Below are 24,594 nucleotides of genomic sequence, written 5' to 3'. Positions count from 1 at the left end.
TGTGCATCCTTGTCGAAGAAGTTGGAGCCGAGAAGGTCCGAGATGCGCTCGCCACTGCCACCCCCAAGCGGAGGACCCCACCCCATGACCAATGACAGTACAGCGCCAGAGCGGTTAGTGAACACGCAGACAAAGGAAGCACAACGAGTTCAAGGGTCAGTTTTAGCTTCTGCTGCACATCTATCAACACATCGCTTTCAGGGGTGGGGAAATCCAATTGTCGCGTCATGCAAAGACGCAGCCGACATGATTGGGGCGCTGGCATCCGAACGCGACACCATCCAATCCCACCTCGAAGCCGCACAGGCACGTATTGCGGAGCTGGAGCGCCGATTGGGTGGCGGGTGCGATGCCAACAACGGTGGCGAACACACGGTCATGTCTCAGGGCAAGTACAAATATTGCTCAGGCTGCGGCGAAAGCCTGCGAGGCGTCCGTTACTGCCATGAGCCCCGCGCAGCACTGGAGGGAAAAGGATGATAGCCCTCGACGTTTGCTGCAACGATCCCGACAACGGCCTGTTCAATCACCGTGCCGAACGCCTTCAGCTTGGCATCTGTGAATTCGAAGCCCGCCGCGATCCTGCACCTACCTTTGTACTGCTGAACAACGGCTCCAATTTTCGGTTGTCCGGTAAGGTCTGGCCAATTGAACAGTCTAAAGACTGGTTCGGTAACTGGTGCTGGAACCGATATGTGATCTGGGAAAAGGGAAAGACCCCCGGTTGGTGGATGGTCGATTTCCTCAAGTGGCTGCGCGGCCGCGAACTGTACGACATGGATTGCGGGACATCCGACCTTTACCGCTGGTGGAGATTGGAAGGGCCGAACCGTTCCTCTGCTGATCTTCACACCATGATTTTCGAGGCGTGCCAATGACCAACCACGCCCACTACCAGCGCCCGATGAACCTGCACCGTCCGCGTCACAACCCGCCTTCTATGCGGACCAAGATAGCCACGGCGCAGACCAACAGCAGCAACGCCCGCAAGGTGGAAGTGACCCTGCCTAAGCCGGAGTGGGAAGAGGAGGAGGATTAAATGCGGGAGATAAAGTTCAGAGCCTGGGACGGTAAAGAGATGCGCCCCGCAAGCCCGAATATGATGCTTTCCAGCTATGGAGGAAGCACCTTCTGGCAATTTGCATATGACGCGCCGGAGCCGACTGGCTGGGATGTCATGCAGTTCACCGGCCTAAAGGATTGCAATGGTGTTGAGATTTACGAGGGGGATATCGTTGAGACCAAAGGTTACCCTTTTTACACCGAAGAAGGCCGGAACTATCTGGGTGAGGTGGCTTGGTTCGAAGAAGCCGCTTGTTGGCATGTCTTCCTACACGTCGTGAGCGACCGGGTTCGGGGTAGAGCCAGCGGCGACATGCTCGGGGCTTACATTGAAGAGCGCACCGATTTGGAGGTCGCGGGCAATATCCACCAGAACCCCGAATTGCTTGCCACCCCCACGAGTTGAGAGAGAACGGATAGAGAGGAACGGACGGATGCGACCACGCGATGTAACTCACACAGACCAATTTCTAAAAATGGAAAGCGACAACCACGGCAACGCTGAGGAATGGTCAATCCTTCATAACGGTGACCACGTATCTTTGCACGTTCCCGGTGGCGGCAGTTGGGTGACCATTCCAACCCACCAGTTCAATCAAATTGTGGACTGGTACATGACCGAACAGAAATCATCCTAAGGCCCCGCCCCCATGTCCCCGCTCTACTTAAACGACAAAGACACCGCCAAGTTTCTTGGGGTGTCGTTCGCGTGGTTTAAGGCCAACGTTGAGGCTTTGGAGCGGCAGTTCGGTCTGCCTAGGGAGGACGTTGCGCTGGGAATGCGGTATCGTCCGGGTATTGAGGATTGGGCGCGCGAGCGAAACACAAGAAAGGAGGCGCGTCCCGAGCGGTTGTCGGAAACCAACAGAGGAAACAAAAATGCATTTTAGGGAAAGTCTCTTTGACGATTCAGAACCAGACTATGCGCCGTGTTTGAAGCACCGCAAAGACCGAGGGAAATACTTCTGGCGCCCTCCAAAAAAATACTTAGACGCCGGATACGCGATCAAGACATACCCATTGCAAGGCACTGAGGGCGATGGACTTGATCAGGAACGAGCCCGCCAATGCCGAATGCTCACCAGAGAAATGCTGGAATGGTATGAAGTCCAAAAGAACGGCCGTACGCCCGGAACCTGGGGCTGGTTGATAGGCCGATATGTCAGCGACGAATACAGCGCTATCAATGATGTCCAGCCATCCACCCGCAAGAAATACAAGGAATGGATGAAGCGGCTGGAGAATGCCATTGGTGAGGTGCTTATCAGCAAAACAGACTTCGAGTGCCTGATGGAATGGCGCAAGAACATGCTAGAGCGTGAGGTCGATGGTAAGCCATCGCCCAGATCCGTGGACTTCATCAGCAAATGGTTCACCCACTTCATGATCGTGGTCAGCCACGGGATCAAAGCCGGTGATCCCGATACTCAAGCCCACTGCATCAGGATCAAAACCATCCGCGGGGAAATGCGTATCCAAGCCCCTGCCCCACGCGCTCAGGCTATAACCTGGGATCAGGTGGAAACGGTGGTGGCAGAAGCCGACAAGCGCGGCTGGTCTCAACTGGCCCTCTCCGTCCTTCTACGGTTCGAGTTCATGCTGCGTGGAGTCGATATCTACGGGGAATGGGAACCCGCAGAAGATGGCGCGGGCGGTATCCTGTTCGAATACAGAGGAACGGTTAAGCGCTGGGTCAAGGGTCTCACATGGGAGATGATCTCCCCGGATGTGTCCAGCTTTGACAAGGTGATCAGCAAGACCGTGAAGTCCCTGCCCGAGCCCTACACCTTCGATCTGACTGATGTCCCGGATATCCGCCGGCGTCTTCTGGCTATTCCGGAGGAACAGCGCGTTGGTCCCGTTATCAAGATGGACGATGGGTTGCCCCCGCGCAGCGACAAGCTGACCAAGCAATTCAAAGCCATCGTCAGGGACCACAAAGACCTGCCCAATGATCTGCGTCTATCGGACAACCGTTCCGGCGGTATCACCGAGGGCAAGGACTTGGTTGAACCAATGACCCTACGCGATGCAGCTCAACACAAGATGGTATCCACCACGGACCGTTATGTCAGGGCCAGATCAGCGGCTGCCAATAAGGTAGTCAATCTGCGCCAGAAGAGTCGCCAGTAGGAAAATATGAATACCACGAGCCTGAAACAAAAAGAGATTTATGAAACTGTAACTCCCTCGCGGAGACGCACGCCTGGTTCGATTCCAGGGTCGCCCACCATCTTTCCTACAGGTTTCAAAGATGGTCGGCACGCTCTGCCAAGGCGTTTCCGTTTGCGGGAATACGCGCACTGAGGTCCACAAAGACTCGTAAAAGTTGCGAAACAGAGCATGGAACGCTAGTCTGATAACGTATTTGCGAGGGACTTGTTATGAGATTGATACTGGCGGCTATTGCCGTGTGTGTCGCAGGCGCGGCGAATGCGCTGACGATCACTTTTGATAATAATTTTCCAAATGATCCCCAAAGCGGCCTGACAACATATCAGGGAACCAGCCAAGGTTTCACCTTTGACTATGCCGCGGTCTACAACTTTGGCAATCATATTAACCTCCATGACGACAACGGCGTTCTGTCAACTGTGGTGCAGGCCGTAAACGGAACGAAATTCACGGTGCAATCCGTCGATCTGTGGGGGTTGTCACGAGTGTTCATGACAGGGGCAGGTCCAGCCCCCGCGCTTGGCACGCAGGCTTACAATCAATGGCTGGTCGCGGGCTCAGCGCCCGTGCCTACCCTGACATTTTCGGGCCTCCTGAACGGTGCCACGGTTGCAACGCAGACGTTCGGACCGACAGCTTTGAACACTTTTGGTTTTTCCAGTGGGTTCACAGCCATCGATCAACTGCTGATAACGTTGAACGTACCAAATGCAGTCAAATCGCCCTTTGGACTCGGGTCAAACACGGTTTGGTGCAACCAATGGTGTGGCGAGTTCAATGTGGACAATTTGCAGGTCGCACCGGTTCCCCTGCCGGCAAGCGGTTTGCTTTTGATCGGGGCCGTCTTGGGCCTGTTCGGGTATCGTCGGTTTAAGACAACCTAGTCGCGGCCAATACCAAAAGAAAAACGGCGCTGAATATTTCTCAGCGCCGTTTTTTTTGCGTTTTGATGTGCCTATTCCGCTGCCGGGCGCAGTGCTGAGACCCTTTCGAACCAGGCCTGAATTGCATCCAGATCCGCTGGCAAATTTTCTGCAGCGCCGTCGGAGAAGGTCTGGAATTTCTCTGCGTTCAATCCGTTCACCCCGACCAGCACAGGGATGTCCATCGCCAGCGCTTCGCCGATCACGGGGCGGAACCCGCGACCGTCGGATTCGTGCTTGCCGAATTTGTTGATGATCAGCAATTGGGGCGTATCCACAAGCGAGGCTGTCACGTACCCCACCGCCTGTTCCAGCGCCGCCGGGTCCAGACGGCAGCCGCGCGATTGAGTGCCCAGAGATTGCGAGATGCGGATGGTTTCGCCATCAGGCAGCACACGCACATCCATATCGCATTTGCTGCTGTCGGCGCATTCGGTGTTTGTTTGCACGACACCGGCCAGCTTCGCGCCCGACGCCAGCAGGCGCTCGGCTACGGCGCTCAGCAGGCGATCCGTGGCGCCGCGGTCAGTGGTGGTGACATAGGCCAGATGCATCTTGGACCTCTTGTAAATCGTTTGTGACGTTTCAAATAGCACGCAAGGTGCCGCCCGACCACTCCCCCCGTCATGGAAGCGGCGAGAGACCGATCAAAGGTGCGTGCAGGTGAAGCAGAACCGCGTATGCCGCAAACGCGGCCAGCCAGACCCAGGGGCGTGGCCAGGGACGCGGCGCGCGGAGTGAAAAACGGGCAGTGTTGCGGGACAACCGAACCCATTCAATGCCCATTTCTCGGGATTTGCGCCGGTCGATCAGAGCCATGCCCATCGCCGCGAAACCGGCAAACAGACCAAACAGGATCACATGGGACAGACTGCCATTCGCCAGCAGATGCGCCACCGTCCATAACATCAGTGCGGCCAGAATCGGGTGGCGGGTGGTGCGCAGGATACCGGGCTGTTCCGGATCAAAGGGGCGGTTACCCAGCCCCCCGAATGAGAACGGGTTCTGAATGGTGAGGCCGGCAACAGCCAGCCAGCAGACCACGGGCATGATCAAAACCGGTGCCCAGCGGAAAAGAGTGAATGGCGGGATGACCTCGACATGAGGGGCGTTTGCGGCGGCTATGATCAGCCAGGCCAGGACAGCCAACGACAGGATCGAATAGGCTGTGAAATAACCCCTGCGCCCGAGTGTTTCGATCAGCCAGCCGCGCACGGCAGGCCGAACCGGAATCGCGTGGCTGAGCAAGAAGGTGATAAGCGCCGCAAGGAATAGGACCCAACCGGTCATGGTGATCTCCGAATATGTTGGGATCGGTCTAGATCAGGATGGCGGCGGCTTCCTTGTTCGAAATCAAGTGTGGCGCAGGGGCAGATATGCTGCCCCTGCCCTGTCTTACAGCCCCAGCGCCGCGCGGCGTTCTTCGGCAAAGCCCTGCACGATTCGGTCGGCAACCAGCGCCAGTATCGCCATTGCTGCACCCGCCGAGATACCCAGCCCGACATCCGCCTGCCCCAGCGCCAGATAGATCGACTGCCCCAGACCGGTGGTCCCGATCAGCGCCGCGATCACCAGCATGGCAAAGGCATAGAGGATGGTCTGGTTCAGACCCAGCAGGATGGTCGGCGCGGCGTAAGGCGCACGGACGTCGCGCATGATCTGCCACTCGGTCGCGCCGCTCGAGATTGCGGCCTCCATCATTTCCTCTGGCGTGTTGACCAGCCCGTGCCGCGTGTAGCGGATCATCGGCACGATCGCGTAGGCGCAAATTGCGAGGAAGGCCGAGAATTCACCGATCTGGAATACCATCAGGACCGGGATCAGGAACACGAACAGAGGGATCGTCTGCAACATGTCGCAGATCGGACGGACGATTTTCCACACCGGCTCCCACACGGCGCTGGCCAGCCCGATCAGGCCACCGACCACGGCACAGGAAAACACCGCCGCACCGCTGAGGTAGAGCGACAACAGTGCCCTTTCCCACAGGCCTGACACGAGGATGGTGCAAAGCAGCCCCACGCAGAGCGCGGCCAGACGCCACCCCCCCGCGACCCAAGCCAGCGCGGCCGTGCCGGTCAGGACAAAGGGCCATGGCAGGTTTGCAATACCGGTTTCGAGCATGCCGATCAGGATCAGGATGATCAGACCACCCGTCAGCCGCCCGCGCCATGCCATCAATAGGGTAATCGCTGCACCAGCGGCGAACAGGCCCCAGCTCATGGCTGGCGTCCACTGGAAACCCCATGTGAACGGCAGCACCGCCTGATCCAAACCGATCCGCAGCGGCAGCAACACATAGAACAGAGAATTGTTCTTGAGCGCATCCAGCCATGGGCCGTTGGCCTGAGTGAAGGCGGTCAGGCCGCTGTCCACAGCCTCGGCCATCGGGTCAAGAACAGTCAGTTCAGACGGATTCGGCAGCCAGTTGCGAAATGCCAGGGTAAACAGCACGGCAAAGCCAAGCATGGCCCATACGACGCGGCTGTCATAGCGTTTGCGTTCGGTTGCCAAAGTGCCGCTCATCCGGTCGATCACCACGGCAAAAACCACGATGACCAGACCCGCCATCAGCGATTCACCGAACTGCGCCTTGCGCATGGTCAGCAGAACCTCCCACCCGATATCGTTGAACCCGCCAATGACGGCTGCGATGATGACCATCGACAAGGCGGCCATAAGGCATTGGTTCACACCGACCATGATCTGCGTTGTGGCAGCAGGGATTTCGACCTGAAACAGTTGCTGGAACCTGGTGCCGCCGGACATGATGGCGGCCTCTTTGATCTCGGGCTCTACACGCTCCAACCCCAGCATCACATTGCGCGCCATCGGTGGTGCCGCGTAGATCGCCGAGGCGATCAGGCCCACTACCGGACCAAAGCCGAAAAGCAGCAATAGAGGGGTCAGATATGCAAAGGTCGGAACCGTCTGCATCACGTCCAGAACCGCCTGCACGAAGGATTTCACCTTTGGCACTTCATTGGCGAGGATGCCGATGCCGCCGCCCATGAGCAACGCCACAGGGACGGAAACGGCCACAAGGGCCAAGGTGTTCATGCTTTCGGCCCAATAGCCCGAGGCGAGAACAAAGCTGAGGCCCAGAAAGCCCAGCGCTGCCATGGGCAAGCCGCCAAGGTACCAGCCCAGCGCCGTCACGATGCCGATCAGGATGGGCCAGGGCATGTTGCCCAGCACGAAATTCGCCCAGTTCATCGGGTGGGTCATCAGGTCGGAAAACAACCGCATCGCCGGTTTGATCAGGTTCAGAAACCAATCCAGAAACGCGCCGACCCATTGGGTTGCGGGCAATTCCCACGCGGTGGGCCACTTGACCAGCCATGGGGCGATGCCTTCCAGCGCAAGGCAAACCGCCCCGACGATAACCGTGATCAGCGCAGCCTTCGCGCCTGCCGTCAGCCGCATCTGCTGCGCCGGGATGTCCGTCAGGGCGGTCATGTCTCGTCCACCTGCAATGCGGCAGCCAGATCGGACGGATGTACGGTGCCCACGACATTGCCATCAGCATCCCGTACCGGCACGGGCTCATAAAGCTCCATACAATGCGCAAGGGCTGCATCCAGCGTCATTGCCGTCGTAAGGCCGGGATCGTCCGGGCCACATTCCGCCTCGTTCCGCATGACCGAAGCGACCTTGGCGTGCTGACCTTTGGCGACATCTTTCGAGAACTCGCGCACGTAATCGTCCACGGGCCGCAGGACGATATCCGTCGGCGTTCCGATCTGAACGATCTTGCCGTCGCGCATGATCGCAATTCGGTCGGCCAGCTTGAGCGCCTCTTGAATGTCGTGAGTGATAAAGACAATGGATTTCTTCAACGTTGCCTGAATGCGCAGGAACTCATCCTGCAATTGGCGACGGATCAGCGGATCGAGGGCCGAGAACGGTTCATCCAGAAACCAGATATCGGGGTTCACGGCCAAGGACCGCGCGATGCCCACACGCTGACGCTGACCACCCGACAGCTGGCGGGGGAAACTGTCTTCGCGCCCTTCCAGACCGACAAGCGAGATCACTTCCTGAGCCCGCGCCAACCGCTCCTTTTTGCCCACGCCCTGCACGCGCAATGGATAGGCCACGTTTTCGGCAACGGTCATATGGGGGAACAGGCCGAAGTGCTGAAACACCATGCCCAGCTTCTTGCGGCGCAGCTCGGTCAGGGCCTTCTTGGACGCGCCCATGACGTTCTCACCGTCCACCCGAATCTCACCGCCCGTTCCGGGCAGCAGTTGCGAGATACAGCGGATCAGCGTGGATTTACCCGAGCCCGACAAGCCCATGATGACGAATAGCTCGCCTTCTTTGACCTCGAAATTGGCGTCCTGCACCGCCGGGATGAACCCGTTTTCCCGCAGATCAGAGGCGGCTTTTTCAGCGTCATTCCCTGACCGAGACAGCGCGTCGGTCAGGGCTTTGTCAGCGCCGGGGCCAAAGACCTGCCAGAGATTCTGGCAGGCAATGGCTGGCATAGTCGCGTCAGTCACTTACGCGCGCTCACTGGGTTGCTGCGTCAACAACCGGACGCCACTTGCCCTCGTTCTCGGCCATCCAGGCGGCGACAACTTCTTCGACCTGACCGCCATCGACGTCGATCGCCCCCATCATCGGCTGCTGGTCTTCGACCGCCAGTTGGTAGTTCGACAGGATTTCATACGCGGCAGGCCATTTCTCTTCCATGCCGCTCCAGCCGGCTTTAAAAATGCGCGAGGGCGAGAAGTCGCAGTCATTCACTGCATTCGGGTTCGGACCCCATGCCGGATCATTGAAGCACGCTTCTTCACCTGCGGGCAAATCAACAAACTGCACGTCATAGGCCGACATCGCCCAATGCGGCTGCCAGAAGGTGATCAGCAATGGCGATTTACGCTCGGTCGAGGCGCGCAGTTCTGCAATCAGCGCGCCCTCGGACCCGGCTGGCACGGCTTTGAACGGCAATTCCAGACCGGTCATGCGATCCGCACCGGGTGTGCCCCAATCGGCCGGATAGTCGACCAAACGACCACCAGGCAGGGTTTCAGCCGTGGCGAAGACCTGCGCGCAATCCTTCAGGGCCTCCCATGCGGGCAGACCCGGGCACAGTTCAGCCACATGAGCGGGATAGGCAATGCCTTCTTTGGCATCCAGACCCAGATCGCCGATTTCGACCACGGTGCCTTCGTCGATCTTCTTGGCATATTCGTCCGACACGTTGGACGACCAGATTTCAAGCGTCGCGGTGATGTCGCCGTCGGCAATCGCCTGGAACTGGTTCATCATACCGGCGGTTACGTATTCGACGTTGTAACCGGCGGCTTTCAGCATCTCGCCCGCAACGTGCGTGGTTACGTGCTGACCGGTCCATTCGTTGATCGCCAGTTTGATCGGCTCGTCAACCGCACCCATATCCGCCGCTTGCGCCGCACCCGCAACGACCAGCGCCATAAGGCTTACACTCAGTTTTTTCATGAACATTCTCCCTGTCATTTTTGTTTTTCCCATCCCGGAGAGGGTTTTCCCGCCGGAATATTTGTCTGACGACAATATCATGTCGCAACATGCGCAAATTCAGCCGGAAAAGGGAAGTGATCAGTTTATGAAAGACGAAAAAGCCGCCCAGCCAAACCAAAGATTTTCCCTGCAAGCGCCCCTGATGCACCCAACCCGACCCGTCGTTGCCCTAATCTCAGGATCGGGACGTTGACTGACGAGTCAATCAGAAACCAATTTGGACCCGTTTGTCGAGGATTTCTTTAACAATTTCGCCGATTTTCTTGCCGAGACTGATTGTTGATCACGAATGGGCCAGATTCTTGATGCCGTGATTACGCATTGCAAAACGGAAACAAAAGATGAACGTATTAGGTATGGCAACTTTGAGGTTGGGTTTATGCGTTCATTTGAAGAGATCTTTGATATCGCCGCGAAACGTCATGGCGGGACTGAGGCCCTTGAGGCAAAGCTGAGCAAGCCCAAAAGCCCTGCGGAGCTGGCGGCGATGCCCGAGGATCGCTGGCTTTCGATCATCACGAAATGCGTCTTTCAGGCCGGTTTCAATTGGAAGGTCATCGAAAACAAATGGGACGGGTTCGAAGCTGCGTTTGATGGTTTCGATGTCGGCCGGTGCGCGTTCATGGATGATGAGAAGTTTGATGCCCTGTTGCAGGACACGCGCATCGTTCGCAATGGAACCAAGATCTCGACAGTGCGGGGCAATGCGGCGTTTCTGCTGGAACTGCGCGAGGAAGGCGGCGCGGGCAAGGTGCTGGGTGGCTGGCCGTCCGAGGACTATATCAGCCTATTGGCGATACTGGCCAAGCGCGGGTCGCGTCTGGGCGGGGCGTCGGCGCAATATGCGATGCGTTTCGCCGGGCGCGACAGTTTCATTCTGTCTCAGGATGTTACCGGTCGCCTGATTGCCGAAGGGGTGATCGACAAGCCCGCCACCTCGAAGAAAGCCATGGCGGCGGTGCAGCAAGCCTTCAATTCCTGGATGGACCAATCCGGCCGGTCTTTGACGGAAATCAGCCGGGTTCTGGCCATGAGCCTGTGAAAACGGTTTGCGGAATACAATCAGCGGACTAGGATTCAACTCATGGTTCTGCGCGTATGCCTAATCGCTTTTTTGTTGCTCTCTTCCTGCGGTCGTCAGCTGACAGAGCAAGAGCGCGATTTTGCGGATGCCATTCAAGGCGAAACCCTGAACCTGGACCGCGTGCGCCTGGTCGAGGGGGCACCGGTCACCAATGTGACCTATTTCCGCGAGGAACGTCCGCGCCTGGCGTGCCGAGAACGCATTCTGCCGCCGGTTGAACCCGGACCGGTGACAGGCAAGCCCGCAGCTGTCGCCCTGTTCAACAAGGTCTACTTTGCCCGCGACTGGTATCTGGAAGACTACATGTCTGACTTCCCGGATCAGATGAATCTGGTGGCCGCGATGCTATTGGCCCATGAGCTGACGCATGTCTGGCAATGGCAAAACCGCCAGACCACCGGTTATCACCCGCTGCGTGCTGCGGCAGAACATGGCGGGCGGAAGGACCCGTATCTGTTCGACCTCGAAACCTCGCCTGACTTCCTGTCCTATGGGTTCGAGCAGCAGGGCGCGATTGTTGAAGAATACGTGTGCTGCCGCGCGCTGGATCCGCAGGCCGAACGCACCCAAAGGCTGCACACCATGCTGGGTGCACATTTTGACTTGTCTCCGCTTCCGAAAAAAGGGCGCGAGCGTGCCATTGTACTGCCCTGGAGCGAGGCCGAGATCGAAGGGATATGCAGCGGCGCCTAGTTCTGCTGCAGCGTCTCCAGATAGGTAACCAGATCCACAATCGGCTGACTGGTCAGAATCGGCTGACCCTGCGGCGTTTTCATGGATGTGTCCTGCCCGTCGAAATAGGGACCATAGACCGGCATCGGGCTTCCATGGCTGACCAGCGGGTCCCGACCGTCGATGCGGGCGACAACGCGGGCGGTTGGGAACACACCACCCTCATCGGATAATGCGGTCAGATCCGTCGGCTGTATCACCAGCACGCTCGCCATCGGGCCCTGCCCGGTCGCATCGATCCCATGGCAGGTCGCGCAATAATGCAAGTAGAGCTCCTCTCCGATCTTAACATCCTGCGCCCAGACCGCTTGCGAGGCAGCAGCGGAAACCCCAAGAACCAGCATTCCGATTGTTGCCTTGAACATCCTATCCTCCTGCCAAGTTTGACAATTGCAGGGTTGCCCGCTGGGCGTCTTGACGCAATGATCCAGATCAACGCAGGTGGAAGGTACGGGCGATGACACAATACGCAGCCATTATGCTGGCAGCCGGGATCGGCGTCCCTGTTCTGGCGGCCTTGAACGCGGCCCTGGGCAAACTGATCGGGTCGCCAACCACCGCCGCTGTGATCCTGTTCGCGATCGCCTTTGCTGCGTCGGCCCTTGTGATGCTGCTTTTTCCCGGGTTCGAAGCATTATCCAAGGTTGCCGAGGCCCCGAAGCACCTGTTGCTGGCCGGTGTCCTGATCGCGTTCTACGTTTTGTCGATCACCCATGTTGCCCCTCATTTCGGTGTCGGCAACGCGGTGTTCTTTGTTCTACTGGGGCAATTGATCAGTACGGCGGCCATTGACCATTTCGGCCTGTTTGGAGCTCAAATCACACCGCTGACATGGATACGGGCCGGGGGTATTGCCGTGATGGCCATTGGAGTCGCGATCACTCAACTGGCCTGAGCACCCCGCCCTCAAGCTTGACCATCCGATCCATGCGGGCTGCCAGATCCAGATTGTGGGTCGCGATCAAGGCCGAAAGCCCCTCGTCCCTCACCAGTGTCATCAACGCATCAAACACCTGATCCGAGGTTTCAGGGTCAAGGTTGCCGGTCGGCTCATCCGCCAGCAATACACGCGGCGCATTGGCCAGCGCGCGGCAAAAGGCGACACGCTGCTGTTCTCCACCCGACAGCGCTGCGGGGCGGTGGCTGGCACGCGGAGCGACACCGACACGGTCCAACAGGTCCATGGCCCGCGCCTGCGCAGCTTTTTCGGGCACGCCATTGGCCAGTTGCGGCAGGGTGATGTTCTCCAACGCCGTGAATTCGGGCAGAAGGTGGTGGAACTGATACACGAACCCGACATCCCGCCGACGCAGCGCGGTTCTGGTTCGGTCGCCCTTTCCGTTGACGTTCTGGCCCCCGATTTCAACGGTTCCGTCGTCAGGCATATCCAACAGGCCAGCAATGTGCAGCAGGGTCGATTTCCCCGCCCCCGATGGTGCGACCATCGCCACGGCTTCACCCGCGCGCAAGTCCAGATCGACCCCGCGCAAGACCTGCACTTCGCCGGGCGTGCCTTTCAGATAGGTCTTGGTCAGACCGTTCAGACGCAAAGTGACATCATTCATAGCGCAGCGCCTCGACCGGGTTCAGACGCGCGGCACGGCGCGCGGGAAAATAGGTAACAATGAAGGACAGGCCAAGCGACAGGCCGATTGCCTTGAGCACATCGCCCAGATGCAACTCGGCCGGCAAGGCGTAGATACCCCGGATCGAAGGATCCCAGACGCCACCGCCCATCACGTAATTCACGAATGAGAAGATCGGATCGATATAGATCGCAAAGAGGCATCCCAGGATGACACCCATCGCCGTTCCAATCAGGCCGGTAAAAGCGCCGCAGATGAAAAAGACACGCAGAACCGACCCCTCGCTGAGGCCGATGGTGCGCAGGATGCCGATATCGCGCCCCTTGTTCTTCACCAGCATGATCAGGCCCGAGACGATGTTCATCGCAGCGATCAGGACAAGGATCGAAAGGATGATGAACATCACGTTGTCCTCGACCTCCAACGCGCGCAGAAAGCCGCCGGAGGCATCCTGCCAGGTCCAGATCTGGCTGCGCTCGCCCGAGGCCTCGAGGATCGAAATCAGGATCGGGTCCAGCTCTTCGGGCTTTTCAACCATGACTTCGATCTCATCCGCCACACCGTCGCGGTTGAAAAAGCTCTGCGCTTGCGAAAACGGCATGTAGACGCGGGTGCGGTCGATATCATAGCGACCAGCCGAGAACACATAGACAACGCGATAGGCATTCACGCGGGGCGAGGTGCCAAAAGCGGTTTTGACCCCATTTGGTGAGGTCAGCTTGACCACATCACCGACCGTCGCCCCGATGCTGCGCGCCACTCCGGATCCGATGGCAATGACATCCTCTCCGGTCTGGAATTCGGACAAGTCACCGACGGCTTGCTCGGACTGCGCAATTCCCGGCAAGTCGAGCAGATCGTCGGGTCGGATACCGAACACCTCAACCCCGCTGCTGCGGTCCCGGTTGGTGATCAGCACCTGCCCTTTGACCAGGGGTGCAGTGCGTTCGACACCGGGCACCTGTGCGATGCGGGCCGCGCGCTCTTCGTAGTCGGACATCGTGCGGTCCACGCGACCCTGCGCGTCAATCTCGCCCGACGAATAGACCGTCACATGCGCGTTGGCGCCCAGAATGGTGCCCACGAATTCCGAACGGAATCCTGACCGGACCGCCAGTGTCGCGATCAGCGCGAAGACGGCCAGTGTGATCCCGATCAATGAAATCCAGGTCATCACGCTGACGCCGCCTTCGGCCCGGCGGGCCCGCAGATAGCGCCAAGCGATTTTCCATTCAAAAGGGGCAAAGGGCGGGGGTGTTTTGGCCATGCCTGCTCCGGGGTGTTCTTGTTTGCGGGGACAGTTTCGGCATTTCACCCGATGGTCAAGCCGGTTGTCACTCTGACCTGGTCCCTAAGCCTGAATGAGCCGAATCAATCCGGCAGGCAACAGAAGTCTTTAGGCCAAACGGATGACTTGGGAAAAAGGCATTACACCATGAGTTGTGAAGCGCATCACAGACAAAGCCAGATTGTTTCAGGTATGAAGTTAATCATCGCGCTTCGTGAGTAACTGAATCGAAAAAGCAACAATAGGCGCGAAATTTTATTACTCTTTTTGCTTATTTTCAGAAACTTTGTCACCCTAGCTATGGGGGAACACATTTAAAGAGCGGGGGTCGCTCAATGAATTTTCAAATCTCAACCAACGGAGCGGGGGTTATTCCGTCCCGCCAGGCATCAACAGAACTGGATTGCGAGACAGCGGCGCTGTTGCGAGCGGCCATTCGGCCTATCTTTGTCAGCGCAGCAAGCTGGGGCAATCTGACGGACATCCTGAAGGACAAAGGGTACCGTCTGGTTTTCCGGCAAGGCCGTTTATGCATCACGGATCGGTCCACCGACGCGCGGGTTTGCGGGCTGCGGTTTCTGGGCCTTGAGTTTCGCGAGCTGGTCAGCCGGCTGGGTCGCCCGATCGTGGTGGCACGTGGCGACGGGGCCAATGGCGACATCCTCGCGGCGCGGCCAACAGCAGATCAGAACTAAGGTCTGAACCCAGCGTCTTGTTCGGGCCGCAACTGGCGGCCAGAGCAAGAGCATGGCCGCCTTGACGGATCAGGTCAGTTTTCAGAGATAGCCAAAGCCGTCAGCGGTGACGGGATTCAGGCAATCTGTTCGTAGATTTCAGCAACTTTGGTGACAGCCGCCTCGGGGCTCAGTTCCTCGCTTTCGCCGCTGCGGCGGCAGGTCAGTTCGACAACGCCGTTTTTCAAACCACGCGGACCAACGGTGATACGCCATGGCAGACCGATCAGGTCCATGGTCGCAAACTTGCCCCCTGCCCGTTCGTTACGGTCATCATAGAGCGGCTCAAGACCCAAAGCCGTCAGCGCCTTGTAGATCTTGTCACAGGCCGCATCCGCTTCTTCATCACCCTGCTTCAGGTTCACGATGCCGCAATGGAACGGCGTAACGCCCTCGGGCCAGATGATGCCCTTGTCGTCATGGCTGGCTTCGATGATTGCACCGATCAGGCGGCTGACGCCAATGCCGTGGCTGCCCATGTGAACGGGAACCGGCTTGCCTTCGGGGCCCTGCACGGTTGCGCCCATGGCATCGGAGTAATTGGTGCCGAAGTAGAAAATCTGCCCCACCTCGATACCGCGCGCAACGCGGCGGCGTTCTTCGGGAATCTGGTTGAACAGCGCCTCGTCATGCGTCTCGTCTGTGCGGGCGTATTTCGAGGTGAACTCTTCCAGAATAGCCTGACACTGTTCGCGATTGTCATAGTCGATCTCGCGATCCCCGAAGGTCATATCGGTGACGGCGCTGTCATAGAAGACCTCGGATTCGCCGGTATCGGCAAGAACCAGGAATTCATGGGTATAGTCCCCACCGATCGGGCCGGAATCGGCGCGCATCGGGATCGCTTGCAGACCCATACGCTCATAGGTGCGCAGATAGCTGACCAGATGGCGGTTATAGGCGTGCAGCGCGTCTTCTTTGGTGAGGTCGAAGTTGTACCCGTCCTTCATATAGAACTCACGCCCCCGCATCACGCCGAAACGCGGGCGGATTTCGTCGCGGAATTTCCACTGAATTTGATAGAGCGTCAGCGGCAGGTCCTTATAGCTGTTCACATGACCGCGGAAGATATCGGTCACCAGTTCCTCGGCGGTGGGCGTGTAGAGCATGTCGCGCCCGTGGCGATCCTGCATCCGCAGCATTTCCTGACCGTAATCGTCATACCGACCGGACTCGCGCCACAGGTCCGCCGATTGCAGGATCGGCATCTGAATTGCGATATGACCGGCCCGCGCCTGTTCCTCGTGCACGATGTTTTCCAGCTTGCGCAGCACTTTGAAGCCCAGCGGTAGCCAGGAATAAATCCCGGCGGCGGCCTGCTTGATCATCCCGGAGCGCAGCATCAGCCGGTGGCTGACGATCTGGGCCTCGGACGGGTTTTCCTTGAGAACGGGCAGAAAGTAACGGCTGAGGCGCATGGGTGGACCTTCAAAGGTAAGAATTCGACTGGAAAGGTGATTATGCCAAAGCCCCGCCGGGGGCAATCGGGCATTGGCGTTTTTGCGACTTCCAGTCAGTCGGTTTTTTGATTGACCCGCCAATCGGGAGTTTCAATGGTAGCGGAAACGCAAGCCTCAAGAGGTGCCGATGCAGACGATTCAGGAACCCGCCCGGCAGATACCTGTCATCCATCAAACCGACGTGTTGGTCGTGGGCTCTGGCCCTGCAGGGCTGGCCGCAGCGCTGGCGGCGGCGCGGGCGGGGGCCGAAGTGTCTCTGGTCGACCGGTTCGGCTGCATGGGCGGCAACATCACGGCGGTCGGAGTAGAGGGGTTTGCCTGGTACCGGCACGAGCAGACCGTCGAAGCAGGTGGTATCGGCATGGAGTTCGAAACCCGCGCCAAGGACATGGGCGCCGCTGTCCCTGAGAGCCAGTCGCTGAGCTATGAACTGGACAGCGAGGGGTTCAAGCTGGTGGCCGACAAGCTGGTCGAAGAGGCTGGCGTGCATCCGATGCTGCACCGACAATTCGTCGCGCCGATCATGGACGGCGACCGGATCACCGGCATCATCACCGAATCCAAGGCGGGGCGCGAGGCGATCCTGGCCAAAGTGGTCATCGACGCCACCGGCGACGCGGATGTGGCCCATCGCGCGGGCGCGCCGACACACAAGACCCCGCGCGAGGATATGATGGCCGCCTCGGTCATGTTCCATCTGGCCGGCGTTGACAAACGCGCCTTTATGGAAGGCGTGAAGGCTGACCCGCAGACCTACAAGGACTGGGGCGGCGGCGGTGAATGGAACATCGAGACCAGCGGCAAAGAGGACGACATGTTCTCGCCCTTTGTACACAAGCCGTTCCAGCAGGCGATTGATGAAGGTCTGATCCCGCCGCATCTGAACACCATCGCAGGCACCTGGGGTGCGATGCATGATACGGGTGAGCTGACCTATATGAACCTCATCCATCTGGCCGAAATCGACGGCACCGATCCCGACAGCCTGACGCGCGGCGAAATCGAGGGCCGCCGTCAATCCATGTTGGCCATCGATGCCTTGCGTCGGTTCATGCCCGGTTGCGAGAACGCGCGTTTGCGGAATTTCGGGATGACCATCGGTATTCGCGATACCCGTAAGATTGATGCGGTCTACAACATGACTGAAAACGATGCGCGCCATCAGGGCCGGTTCGAGGATACCATCGGCATCTATCCCGAATTCATCGACGGCTATGGCATTCTGATCCTGCCAACCACGGGGCGGTATATGCAGGTTCCCTATCGCTCGATGCTGCCAAAGGGGGTCAAGGGCTTGCTGGTTGCGGGCCGGTCACATGGCGCAGACCGGGTGGCCCATGCCGCCACGCGCAACATGGCCTGTTGTGCGGTCATGGGTCAGGGCGCGGGCATTGCGGCCGCTCTGTCGTTGAAAAGCAATCAGGAGCTGGACCGGTTGAATCTGGCGCCTGTTCACACAGAACTACAGCGTCAAGGGGTTCGAATTCACTGATGGACAGCATTCCGACAATCGACATCTCGCCATTGGCCGAACCGAACACCGCACCCTACGACGTGACGGTTCAGCGCATCCTCGAGGCCTGTACCGGGATCGGGTTCCTGTCCATCACCGGGACTGGCGTGTCCCATCAGATCGTTGACCAGGTCAGGCAGGCGACCCGAGAGATTTTTGCCATCGAAGAGTCCCGCAAATGGGATCAGGCCATCACCCGCGAAAACTATCGCGGCTATATTCCCATGGGTTTTTTCACGCCCAATGATGGCTCGGGCAAAGCGGACAAGTACGAAGGGTACAAGCTGCATCATGAGGTCGCCGCGGACGCGCCCGTGCGTGCAGATTGTGCGTTGTACGGACCAAACCTCTGGCCGGATGAGGTGCCCGGCGCCAAAGCGATCATTCTGGACTATTGGGCGCAACTGGATCGTGTCTCCGACCTGCTGTTGGGCGCGCTGGAGGCCGGTCTGGACCTGAAACCGGACACGTTGCGCAGTGCGTTCCGGGACCCAATGACCAACATGACCCTGCTGCATTACCCGCCCCAAGCCGAGGATGAGGCAGGCTATGGCATCCATCCGCACAAGGACACGGATGCGCTGACCATCATCGCCCCCGATCCGGTGGGCGGGCTTGAGGTGCAAACCCGCAGTGGCGGGTGGATCACCCCCAATTGCCCGCCCGGCGGTTTTGTCGTGAACATCGGCGACATGTTGGAGCTGTGGTCCGGCGGGCGACTGAAATCCACGCCTCACCGGGTGGTCAACAGATCAGGCAAGGAGCGGTATTCTTTCCCCTACTTCGCCGTCCCTCGCCATGACGTCGTTGTCGAACCGTTGTTACCAGCCTTACCCGGTTTCAACCTTCCTGCCGTACATTGCGGCCATTGGTCAGCGGAAATCTGGCGCACCAACTGGCCCGATGAAACTGCAGACGCGGACACTCCGGAACTGGGGACACTGCACGACTGAAAGCTGCAAAGCCCGACCAAATGAAGCGCTTGCATCATCGTCTTTGATACGCCAAGAACACCAGCGAAGGCCTGAACAAGGGGATTGCCATGGCTTTGCCGGTTAAGGATCAACTGAGATACTGGAGCGTCGCCGCTGCGGTTTTTGTGTTTATCCTCTGGGCTTTGGGAGATGTCCTGCTGCCTTTCGTCATCGGCGGGGCCATTGCCTATTTCCTTGATCCTGTCGCGGATCGTCTGGAACGGCTAGGCCTGTCCCGCATGGCGGCTACGGCTGTTATCACCGTCGTTGGTGTTCTGGGATTTGTGCTGGCTATCCTGATGGTGGTGCCCGCGCTGATCACGCAGTTGCTGGATCTTGTCGATGTAATGCCTGATCTGTTCAAGCAGTTGCGCGGTTTCATTGAAAAACAGTTTCCGTCCCTACTGGATCGGGAATCGAACACCCATCAGATGCTGGTGTCCTTTGGCGAAACACTTAAATCCAAGACCGGGGATGTTCTGCAGACGGTGCTGACCTCGCTGGGGTCCGCAATCAACATCGTGGTTCTGCTGGTGATCGTGCCGGTGGTGGCGGTCTATCTGCTGCTGGACTGGGATCGTATGATCGCCCGCATCGGAGAGCTGCTGCCGCGCGATCACGCCCCCACCATCAAGCGGCTGGCCGGTGAGATTGATGCCGTTCTGGCCTCGTTCGTGCGTGGCATGGGTACTGTCTGCCTGATCCTCGGCACCTACTACGCGGCCGCCCTGATGCTTGCCGGTCTGCAATTCGGCTTGATCGTGGGCTTCATCGCGGGATTGGTCACGTTCATCCCCTATCTGGGTGCTTTGATCGGCGGTTCACTGGCTATCGGACTGGCTCTGTTCCAGTTTTGGGGCGACTGGGCCCATATCGGCCTGATCGCGGGCATCTTTGCCATCGGGCAGGTCACCGAAGGCAATTTCCTGACGCCCAAACTTGTCGGCAGCTCTGTCGGGCTGCACCCGGTCTGGCTGCTGCTGGCGCTGTCGGTCTTTGGGGCGCTGTTTGGCTTTGTCGGGATGCTGATCGCTGTCCCGGTCGCTGCGGCGTTGGGAGTGCTGGCGCGGTTTGCCACGTCGCTGTATCTGGACAGCAGACTTTACACCGGTCTTGAAAGCCAGGATCAGGAAACCGAGTAAATGGCCCGACAACTCAGCTTTGATCTGCCCGCCAAAACTGCGCTCGGGCGTGAGGATTTCTTTGTGTCGCCTGCCAATGCGCTGGCCGTGGCGATGATCTCGGCCACGTCCTGGCCCGGCAACAAGCTGGTTCTGAGCGGCCCGGCCGGCGCGGGCAAAACGCATCTGGCCCATGTTTGGGCGGGCGAAACCGGAGGACGCATCGTGCAGGCGGCTGACCTGCGTTATGACGACGTGCCGGATTTGGCCCGCAAGCCGATTGCGGTCGAAGACGTGCCCATGATCGCGGACGACATCGAGCAGCAGAAAACACTGTTTCACCTGCACAATCTGGTTCTGGCCGAGGGGCACGCCCTGCTGATGACAGGCCGCCTAGCCCCAAAATTCTGGGAATTGCCGCTGGCCGATCTGCAAAGCCGCGTCGAAGGGGCGCATCACGTCGCGCTGGATCCGCCCGATGACGCGCTGCTGGGCGCGGTGCTGGCCAAACTGTTTGTGGATCGGCAACTGAACCCGGGCCCCGAGGTGATTGCCTATCTCGTCAAACACATGGATCGGCGATTTGAAACCGCGGCTGACGTGGTGTCCCAGCTGGATCATTTGGCCCTGATGGAAAAACGCGACATCACCCGTGCGCTGGCTGTCCGGGTCCTGAACATGGCCCCGGATGAAATCGAGACGGGTGATTGACCCGCACCCGCCAATTTCGCATCCTCACGCTGCAATATCTGGAAGACACATGGATCAGACCGCTGCAACCGACATCCCCGACTGGGGACCTTTCGGAAAGCCTTTGTTCGACGAGCCAGGAACCCGGGCTTTGTCGCGCGTCGGAGTTGTCGATGTCGGGTCGAACTCGGTCCGGATGGTGATCTTCGACGGGGCGGCCAGATCGCCTGCTTACTTCTACAATGAAAAGGTCATGTGCGAACTGGGGGCGGGCCTGTCCGAAACCGGTCGGTTGAATCCGCGTGGGCGCGAGCGTGCCTTGGCGGCGCTGCGGCGGTTTCAGAATCTGGCGGTGGATCTGGATCTGCCGGGGCTTCACGTCGTGGCCACCGCTGCTGTACGCGAGGCCAAGGACGGACCGGATTTCTGCGATCAGGTCATGGCGGAAACCGGCCTGCATGTGGAAGTCATCAACGGAGAGGAAGAAGCCCGTTTTTCGGCGCAGGGTGTTCTGCTGGGATGGCCCGGAGCATACGGGCTGATTTGTGACATCGGCGGATCGTCGATGGAGCTGGCTGAAATCGGGGACGGTCAGGTGGGCCGCCGCGTGACCTCGGCACTGGGGCCGTTGAAGCTGCGCGATATCAAGGGCGGACGTCGCGCACGCAAAGCGCATATCAAGGAAACTATGGAAGAACTGCGCGACCAGATGGGGCCACAGCGGGATCGCCTGTTTCTGGTTGGCGGAAGTTGGCGCGCGTTCGCGCGGCTGGATATGTTGCGGCGCGGCTATCCGTTAAACGTGCTGCACGAATATCGCATGACCACCAAGCAGGTGCGTGAGACGATCAAATTCATTGAAAAGAACAACCACGATAAACTGCGCAGTCAGGCCGGTGTTTCCAGTACGCGTATGTCGCTCATCCCCTATGCCATGGACGTTCTGGCCCGACTGATCCGCACGTTCAAACCCAAGGACATTGCCATTTCAAGCTACGGAATCCGCGAAGGATTGTTGTATGAGCAGATGTCACAGGAACTGCGCGACCGAGACCCTTTGATCGAAGCAAGCCTCTTTTCTGAATCCAAGGATGCCCGCCTGCCCGGATTTGGTCGCAGCCTCTATGACTTTGTGATGCCCCTGTTCAAATCGGCGCCGCCCAGCCGGGTGCGCCTGATCCAGGCGGCGTGCCTGCTGCACGATGTCAGCTGGCGCGCTCATCCCGATTACCGGGCCGAGGTCTGTTTCGACAACGTCACCCGCGCCAATCTGGGCGGTTTGAAACATTCCGAACGCGTCTTTATCGGGCTGGCCTTGCAGCACCGTTATCGCAACAAACGCGAAGGTAACCGATTTGCGCCTTTGTATGAGCTGCTGGACGAAAAGGACCAGAAACAGGCTGAGATTCTGGGTAAGGCCATGCGTTTTGGTGCGATGTTGTGGATGCACAGCGACGCTAATATGGGACATCTCCGGTTCTATCCCAAAAAACGGGAACTGGAACTGTATTTGCCGAAGGCAGCGGCGTCTTTGTTCAGTGAAGTCGCTGAATCCCGTTTGAACTCTCTGGCGAGCGCCCTGAAATCCGATACGCGCGTGATCATCAAGGGCTGATCAGATGTCGGTTGAACCCTCGGGCACCTCTTCGTCTTTGTTCTCAGGTTCCGGCAAGTCCTCGGATGGTTTTTTGCGGATGATGATATCACCGTTCGGCAAAATCTCGGGCGCTTCATAGGCGCTCCAATCCTTGATCTCGGCTGCCATTTCAGCCAACGCAGGCCACATTTCTTTCAGAAAAGACTGCATCGCCGGGCCAAACTCATCCGCCAAACCCAGCAGCTCATCCAGCGCCGGTTCCATCTCTTTGCGCAGGCCTTCGAAAAACAGTTCGGCCCCCTGCTCCATCAGGGATTTGCCTTCGTCTTCCTGTGCGATGGCAGGCGTGCAGAGGGCGGCTGAGATCACGCTGATCAGCAATACGTGTTTCATACCGAATATATAGTCCCCCTGACGCAGGCTTGAAAGGTCACAGGTCGATGTCCAGAGTGACCGGGAAATGATCCGATGCCGTCAGCAATGCCTGCCGTAAGTCCAGCGCGGACCAGCAGGCCGTATCGCGAAACGGGTGCCAGATGCGCCAGGCCGGACGGAGCGCGCGCAGATCCTGAGTGATCATGATGTAGTCCAGCAACGCTTCGAGAAACCTGCCCTCATCGGGGCGGGCAAAGCGCGCGGTTGAGGGCACCGATCCGGGCCGAAACCCGTGAGCTGTGACAGCGTGCGGGTCGAACAGCCCTGCTTGCAGCAAAATTTCCACCGATGAGCGGCCGAAAAGGTGCTCGAACTCGTCCAGACCGGGGCCGTCGTTCAAATCTCCCAAAAGAATAACGGGCTCTTCGTTGGCGACGTGCATCTCGACCCGACGGGCCAGCCAGACCGCTTGCGCCAGTTGCTTGCGGCGATTGGCGATCGAGATGCGGATTACCTCGTCGCGAGACCCTGCGCCATGAGGGGCCTTGGATTTCAAATGCGCCCCAATCAACCGGATGTCGCGGCCCGATTGCGTTGTCATGGCCAGTTCCATCGGTGGTTTGGAAAACCGCACAACATCTTCGGTCGCATCGATATCCAGATCGATTTTGAACTCACCGTCAAACCGGGGTGCCGCAACATCCGCGATGTCACCTTTAGGATCATGGCGTACCGTCAGGACATTCCTGTCATACATCAGCGCCAGTTCCTGATGCGTGTCATTGGCAAACCCCATCACCGCGTCGGTGGTTCGCAGATCAAACGCTTCGGCAAAGGCCTGCAGGGCGCGGACCGTGTTCTGACGTTTGCCCGTGTTCGGCGCCTCGACGATCAGAATTGCGTCGGCATCGATTGCGGTCAGGACTTTTGCAATCGCTTCGACCTGCTGCGCCTTGGTGACATCGTGCCTGCCGGACCAGCTGTCATCGACGGTCAGCTTGTCGTTCTTGTCGAACAGGTTGGCGAACCATTCGATATTATAGGTCGCCAGGCGCATCCCGTCAGGCCCGCGCGCCGTTGATCTCATCCCAGGCGCGATTGATGTCGATCATCTTTTTCTCGGCCAGCCGGATCGCCTCTTCAGGGACACCGCGGGCGATCATGGAATCCGGATGGGTCTCTCGGACCAGTTGCCGCCAGACCTTGCGGATATCCGGTATCGGCATGTCGCGTGGCACCCCCAAAACCGTGTAGGGGTCTTTGGGCGCGTCCGGCACAAAGCGCGCACGCAGGGCTTTGAACTGCGCATCGGATTGCCCGAAGATCTGACTGACATCTTCCAGAAACGCATTCTCGTTCGGATGATAGAAGCCATCTGCCATCGCGATGTGAAACAGCCCCTCCATCAGGTCGCAGAGCGTAGTGCTGTCTTCGGCAAACATCCGCGCGATTTTTCGGGCGTAGTCTTGATAGCCCGCCACATCCGTACGGGCCATGTTGAAGACGCGCGCCGCGCCCTCTTCGTCTTCGCGCGCGATCTGAAACACGTCACGGAAGGCAGTGACCTCGTCCCGGGTCACCTGACCATCGGCCTTGGCCATTTTTGCGCCCAGCGCAATCACGGCAATCGTGAACGCCACTGACCGTTCCGGCGGTGAACGCAGTTTCTCAAAAACTGCGGTCAGGCTTTCACCTTGGGCCAGCGCGCTGAGCGCATCGGATATTCGGGTCCAGATCGACATGGGCGTACACTAGCGTCAGAGTTGGCGGCT

Annotated in this window: 29 protein-coding genes; 17 read left to right on the top strand and 12 right to left on the bottom strand. The window is 58.7% G+C overall.

Annotation, left to right across the window (positions count from 1 at the left end):
• Positions 1-84 precede the first annotated feature (84 nt).
• The 7 genes from ACR0LF_RS10475 (at position 85) to ACR0LF_RS10445 (ending at position 4,121) form a co-directional block, all read left to right on the top strand.
• Positions 85-480, top strand: a complete 396-nt coding sequence (locus ACR0LF_RS10475) for a hypothetical protein (RefSeq protein WP_480578406.1) — start codon at positions 85-87, stop codon at positions 478-480.
• The gene (locus ACR0LF_RS10470; protein ID WP_480578404.1) at positions 477-878 is read left to right on the top strand and encodes a hypothetical protein; all 402 of its coding nucleotides are present in this window, start codon (positions 477-479) and stop codon (positions 876-878) included. Before ACR0LF_RS10475 ends, ACR0LF_RS10470 begins: the two co-directional genes overlap by 4 nt.
• Entirely contained in the window at positions 875-1,039 is a 165-nt protein-coding gene (locus ACR0LF_RS10465) for a hypothetical protein (protein WP_480578402.1), read from the top strand. Before ACR0LF_RS10470 ends, ACR0LF_RS10465 begins: the two co-directional genes overlap by 4 nt.
• Complete coding sequence (locus ACR0LF_RS10460) at positions 1,040-1,468, top strand: YopX family protein (RefSeq protein ID WP_480578400.1); 429 nt, start codon at positions 1,040-1,042, stop codon at positions 1,466-1,468. It abuts the gene before it with no gap.
• Positions 1,469-1,496: 28 nt separating this feature from the next.
• Complete coding sequence (locus ACR0LF_RS10455) at positions 1,497-1,700, top strand: hypothetical protein (RefSeq protein ID WP_480856304.1); 204 nt, start codon at positions 1,497-1,499, stop codon at positions 1,698-1,700.
• Positions 1,701-2,136: 436 nt separating this feature from the next.
• Positions 2,137-3,195 (top strand): hypothetical protein, encoded by a 1,059-nt coding sequence (locus ACR0LF_RS10450; protein ID WP_480578396.1) that lies wholly within the window; start codon positions 2,137-2,139, stop codon positions 3,193-3,195.
• A 251-nt stretch (positions 3,196-3,446) separates the two neighbouring features.
• Positions 3,447-4,121, top strand: coding sequence for a hypothetical protein (locus ACR0LF_RS10445; RefSeq protein ID WP_480578394.1), 675 nt, complete (start codon positions 3,447-3,449; stop codon positions 4,119-4,121).
• A 71-nt stretch (positions 4,122-4,192) separates the two neighbouring features.
• Here ACR0LF_RS10445 and ACR0LF_RS10440 read toward each other — a convergent pair whose 3' ends face one another.
• The 5 genes from ACR0LF_RS10440 to ACR0LF_RS10420 form a co-directional block, all read right to left on the bottom strand.
• Positions 4,193-4,714 (bottom strand): DUF2478 domain-containing protein, encoded by a 522-nt coding sequence (locus ACR0LF_RS10440; RefSeq protein ID WP_480578392.1) that lies wholly within the window; start codon positions 4,712-4,714, stop codon positions 4,193-4,195.
• A gap of 70 nt (positions 4,715-4,784) precedes the next feature.
• A complete protein-coding gene (locus ACR0LF_RS10435; protein ID WP_480578390.1) occupies positions 4,785-5,450 on the bottom strand; it encodes an NnrU family protein in 666 nt (221 codons plus the stop codon).
• A gap of 105 nt (positions 5,451-5,555) precedes the next feature.
• Positions 5,556-7,619, bottom strand: coding sequence for an ABC transporter permease (locus ACR0LF_RS10430; RefSeq protein ID WP_480578388.1), 2,064 nt, complete (start codon positions 7,617-7,619; stop codon positions 5,556-5,558).
• Positions 7,616-8,665, bottom strand: a complete 1,050-nt coding sequence (locus ACR0LF_RS10425) for a quaternary amine ABC transporter ATP-binding protein (protein WP_480578386.1) — start codon at positions 8,663-8,665, stop codon at positions 7,616-7,618. Before ACR0LF_RS10425 ends, ACR0LF_RS10430 begins: the two co-directional genes overlap by 4 nt.
• A gap of 10 nt (positions 8,666-8,675) precedes the next feature.
• Positions 8,676-9,626, bottom strand: coding sequence for an ABC transporter substrate-binding protein (locus ACR0LF_RS10420; RefSeq protein WP_480578384.1), 951 nt, complete (start codon positions 9,624-9,626; stop codon positions 8,676-8,678).
• Between ACR0LF_RS10420 and ACR0LF_RS10415 the strand changes: the two genes are divergently transcribed.
• The 3 genes from ACR0LF_RS10415 to ACR0LF_RS10405 all read left to right on the top strand — a co-directional run bounded on the left by ACR0LF_RS10415 (position 9,625) and on the right by ACR0LF_RS10405 (position 11,445).
• Positions 9,625-9,861, top strand: a complete 237-nt coding sequence (locus ACR0LF_RS10415; protein ID WP_480578382.1) for a hypothetical protein — start codon at positions 9,625-9,627, stop codon at positions 9,859-9,861. The genes ACR0LF_RS10420 and ACR0LF_RS10415 overlap by 2 nt on opposite strands.
• A 186-nt stretch (positions 9,862-10,047) precedes the next feature.
• Positions 10,048-10,710 (top strand): DNA-3-methyladenine glycosylase I, encoded by a 663-nt coding sequence (locus ACR0LF_RS10410; protein WP_480578380.1) that lies wholly within the window; start codon positions 10,048-10,050, stop codon positions 10,708-10,710.
• A gap of 42 nt (positions 10,711-10,752) precedes the next feature.
• Entirely contained in the window at positions 10,753-11,445 is a 693-nt protein-coding gene (locus tag ACR0LF_RS10405; RefSeq protein WP_480578378.1) for a hypothetical protein, read from the top strand.
• Here ACR0LF_RS10405 and ACR0LF_RS10400 read toward each other — a convergent pair.
• Positions 11,442-11,849: a c-type cytochrome gene (locus ACR0LF_RS10400; RefSeq protein WP_480578376.1), complete on the bottom strand. Its 408-nt coding sequence runs from the start codon at positions 11,847-11,849 to the stop codon at positions 11,442-11,444. The two genes, ACR0LF_RS10405 and ACR0LF_RS10400, sit on opposite strands and share 4 nt — an antisense overlap.
• A gap of 92 nt (positions 11,850-11,941) precedes the next feature.
• Between ACR0LF_RS10400 and ACR0LF_RS10395 the strand changes: the two genes are divergently transcribed.
• Positions 11,942-12,379, top strand: coding sequence for a DMT family transporter (locus ACR0LF_RS10395; protein ID WP_480578374.1), 438 nt, complete (start codon positions 11,942-11,944; stop codon positions 12,377-12,379).
• Here ACR0LF_RS10395 and ACR0LF_RS10390 read toward each other — a convergent pair.
• Positions 12,363-13,049: an ABC transporter ATP-binding protein gene (locus tag ACR0LF_RS10390; protein WP_480578372.1), complete on the bottom strand. Its 687-nt coding sequence runs from the start codon at positions 13,047-13,049 to the stop codon at positions 12,363-12,365. The two genes, ACR0LF_RS10395 and ACR0LF_RS10390, sit on opposite strands and share 17 nt — an antisense overlap.
• Complete coding sequence (locus tag ACR0LF_RS10385; RefSeq protein ID WP_480578370.1) at positions 13,042-14,337, bottom strand: lipoprotein-releasing ABC transporter permease subunit; 1,296 nt, start codon at positions 14,335-14,337, stop codon at positions 13,042-13,044. Before ACR0LF_RS10385 ends, ACR0LF_RS10390 begins: the two co-directional genes overlap by 8 nt.
• Positions 14,338-14,693: 356 nt before the next feature.
• Here ACR0LF_RS10385 and ACR0LF_RS10380 point away from each other — a divergent pair, with 356 nt between their 5' ends.
• Positions 14,694-15,053 carry a hypothetical protein gene (locus tag ACR0LF_RS10380; protein ID WP_480578368.1) on the top strand — a complete coding sequence of 120 codons (360 nt, stop codon included), beginning with the start codon at positions 14,694-14,696 and terminating at the stop codon, positions 15,051-15,053.
• Between the two features lie 116 nt (positions 15,054-15,169).
• Here the strand turns inward: ACR0LF_RS10380 and proS are convergent, their stop codons facing one another.
• Positions 15,170-16,510 carry a proline--tRNA ligase gene (proS, locus tag ACR0LF_RS10375; protein ID WP_480578366.1) on the bottom strand — a complete coding sequence of 447 codons (1,341 nt, stop codon included), beginning with the start codon at positions 16,508-16,510 and terminating at the stop codon, positions 15,170-15,172.
• Positions 16,511-16,679: 169 nt separating this feature from the next.
• Between proS and ACR0LF_RS10370 the strand changes: the two genes are divergently transcribed.
• The 5 genes from ACR0LF_RS10370 to ACR0LF_RS10350 all read left to right on the top strand — a co-directional run bounded on the left by ACR0LF_RS10370 (position 16,680) and on the right by ACR0LF_RS10350 (position 22,465).
• Positions 16,680-18,044 (top strand): FAD-dependent oxidoreductase, encoded by a 1,365-nt coding sequence (locus ACR0LF_RS10370; RefSeq protein ID WP_480578364.1) that lies wholly within the window; start codon positions 16,680-16,682, stop codon positions 18,042-18,044.
• Complete coding sequence (locus tag ACR0LF_RS10365) at positions 18,044-19,018, top strand: isopenicillin N synthase family dioxygenase (RefSeq protein WP_480578362.1); 975 nt, start codon at positions 18,044-18,046, stop codon at positions 19,016-19,018. The genes ACR0LF_RS10370 and ACR0LF_RS10365 overlap by 1 nt, the downstream gene beginning before the upstream one ends.
• An 89-nt stretch (positions 19,019-19,107) precedes the next feature.
• Complete coding sequence (locus ACR0LF_RS10360; protein WP_480578360.1) at positions 19,108-20,181, top strand: AI-2E family transporter; 1,074 nt, start codon at positions 19,108-19,110, stop codon at positions 20,179-20,181.
• The gene (locus ACR0LF_RS10355; protein WP_480578358.1) at positions 20,182-20,871 is read left to right on the top strand and encodes a P-loop NTPase family protein; all 690 of its coding nucleotides are present in this window, start codon (positions 20,182-20,184) and stop codon (positions 20,869-20,871) included.
• 49 nt (positions 20,872-20,920) lie between these two features.
• A complete protein-coding gene (locus ACR0LF_RS10350) occupies positions 20,921-22,465 on the top strand; it encodes a Ppx/GppA family phosphatase (protein WP_480578356.1) in 1,545 nt (514 codons plus the stop codon).
• Here ACR0LF_RS10350 and ACR0LF_RS10345 read toward each other — a convergent pair whose 3' ends face one another.
• The 3 genes from ACR0LF_RS10345 to ACR0LF_RS10335 are packed head-to-tail and all read right to left on the bottom strand — an operon-like array spanning position 22,466 to position 24,564.
• On the bottom strand, positions 22,466-22,840 hold the full coding sequence (locus tag ACR0LF_RS10345) for a hypothetical protein (protein WP_480578354.1): 375 nt from the start codon (positions 22,838-22,840) through the stop codon (positions 22,466-22,468).
• Between the two features lie 37 nt (positions 22,841-22,877).
• Positions 22,878-23,879, bottom strand: a complete 1,002-nt coding sequence (locus ACR0LF_RS10340; RefSeq protein ID WP_480578670.1) for an endonuclease/exonuclease/phosphatase family protein — start codon at positions 23,877-23,879, stop codon at positions 22,878-22,880.
• Between the two features lie 4 nt (positions 23,880-23,883).
• On the bottom strand, positions 23,884-24,564 hold the full coding sequence (locus ACR0LF_RS10335; protein ID WP_480578352.1) for a TerB family tellurite resistance protein: 681 nt from the start codon (positions 24,562-24,564) through the stop codon (positions 23,884-23,886).
• Between the last annotated feature and the right edge of the window lie 30 nt (positions 24,565-24,594).

This window comes from Ruegeria sp. E8, assembly GCF_056533985.1.
Note: the sequence above shows the minus strand (reverse complement) of the source record. Positions and strands in the feature narration are given on the sequence as shown.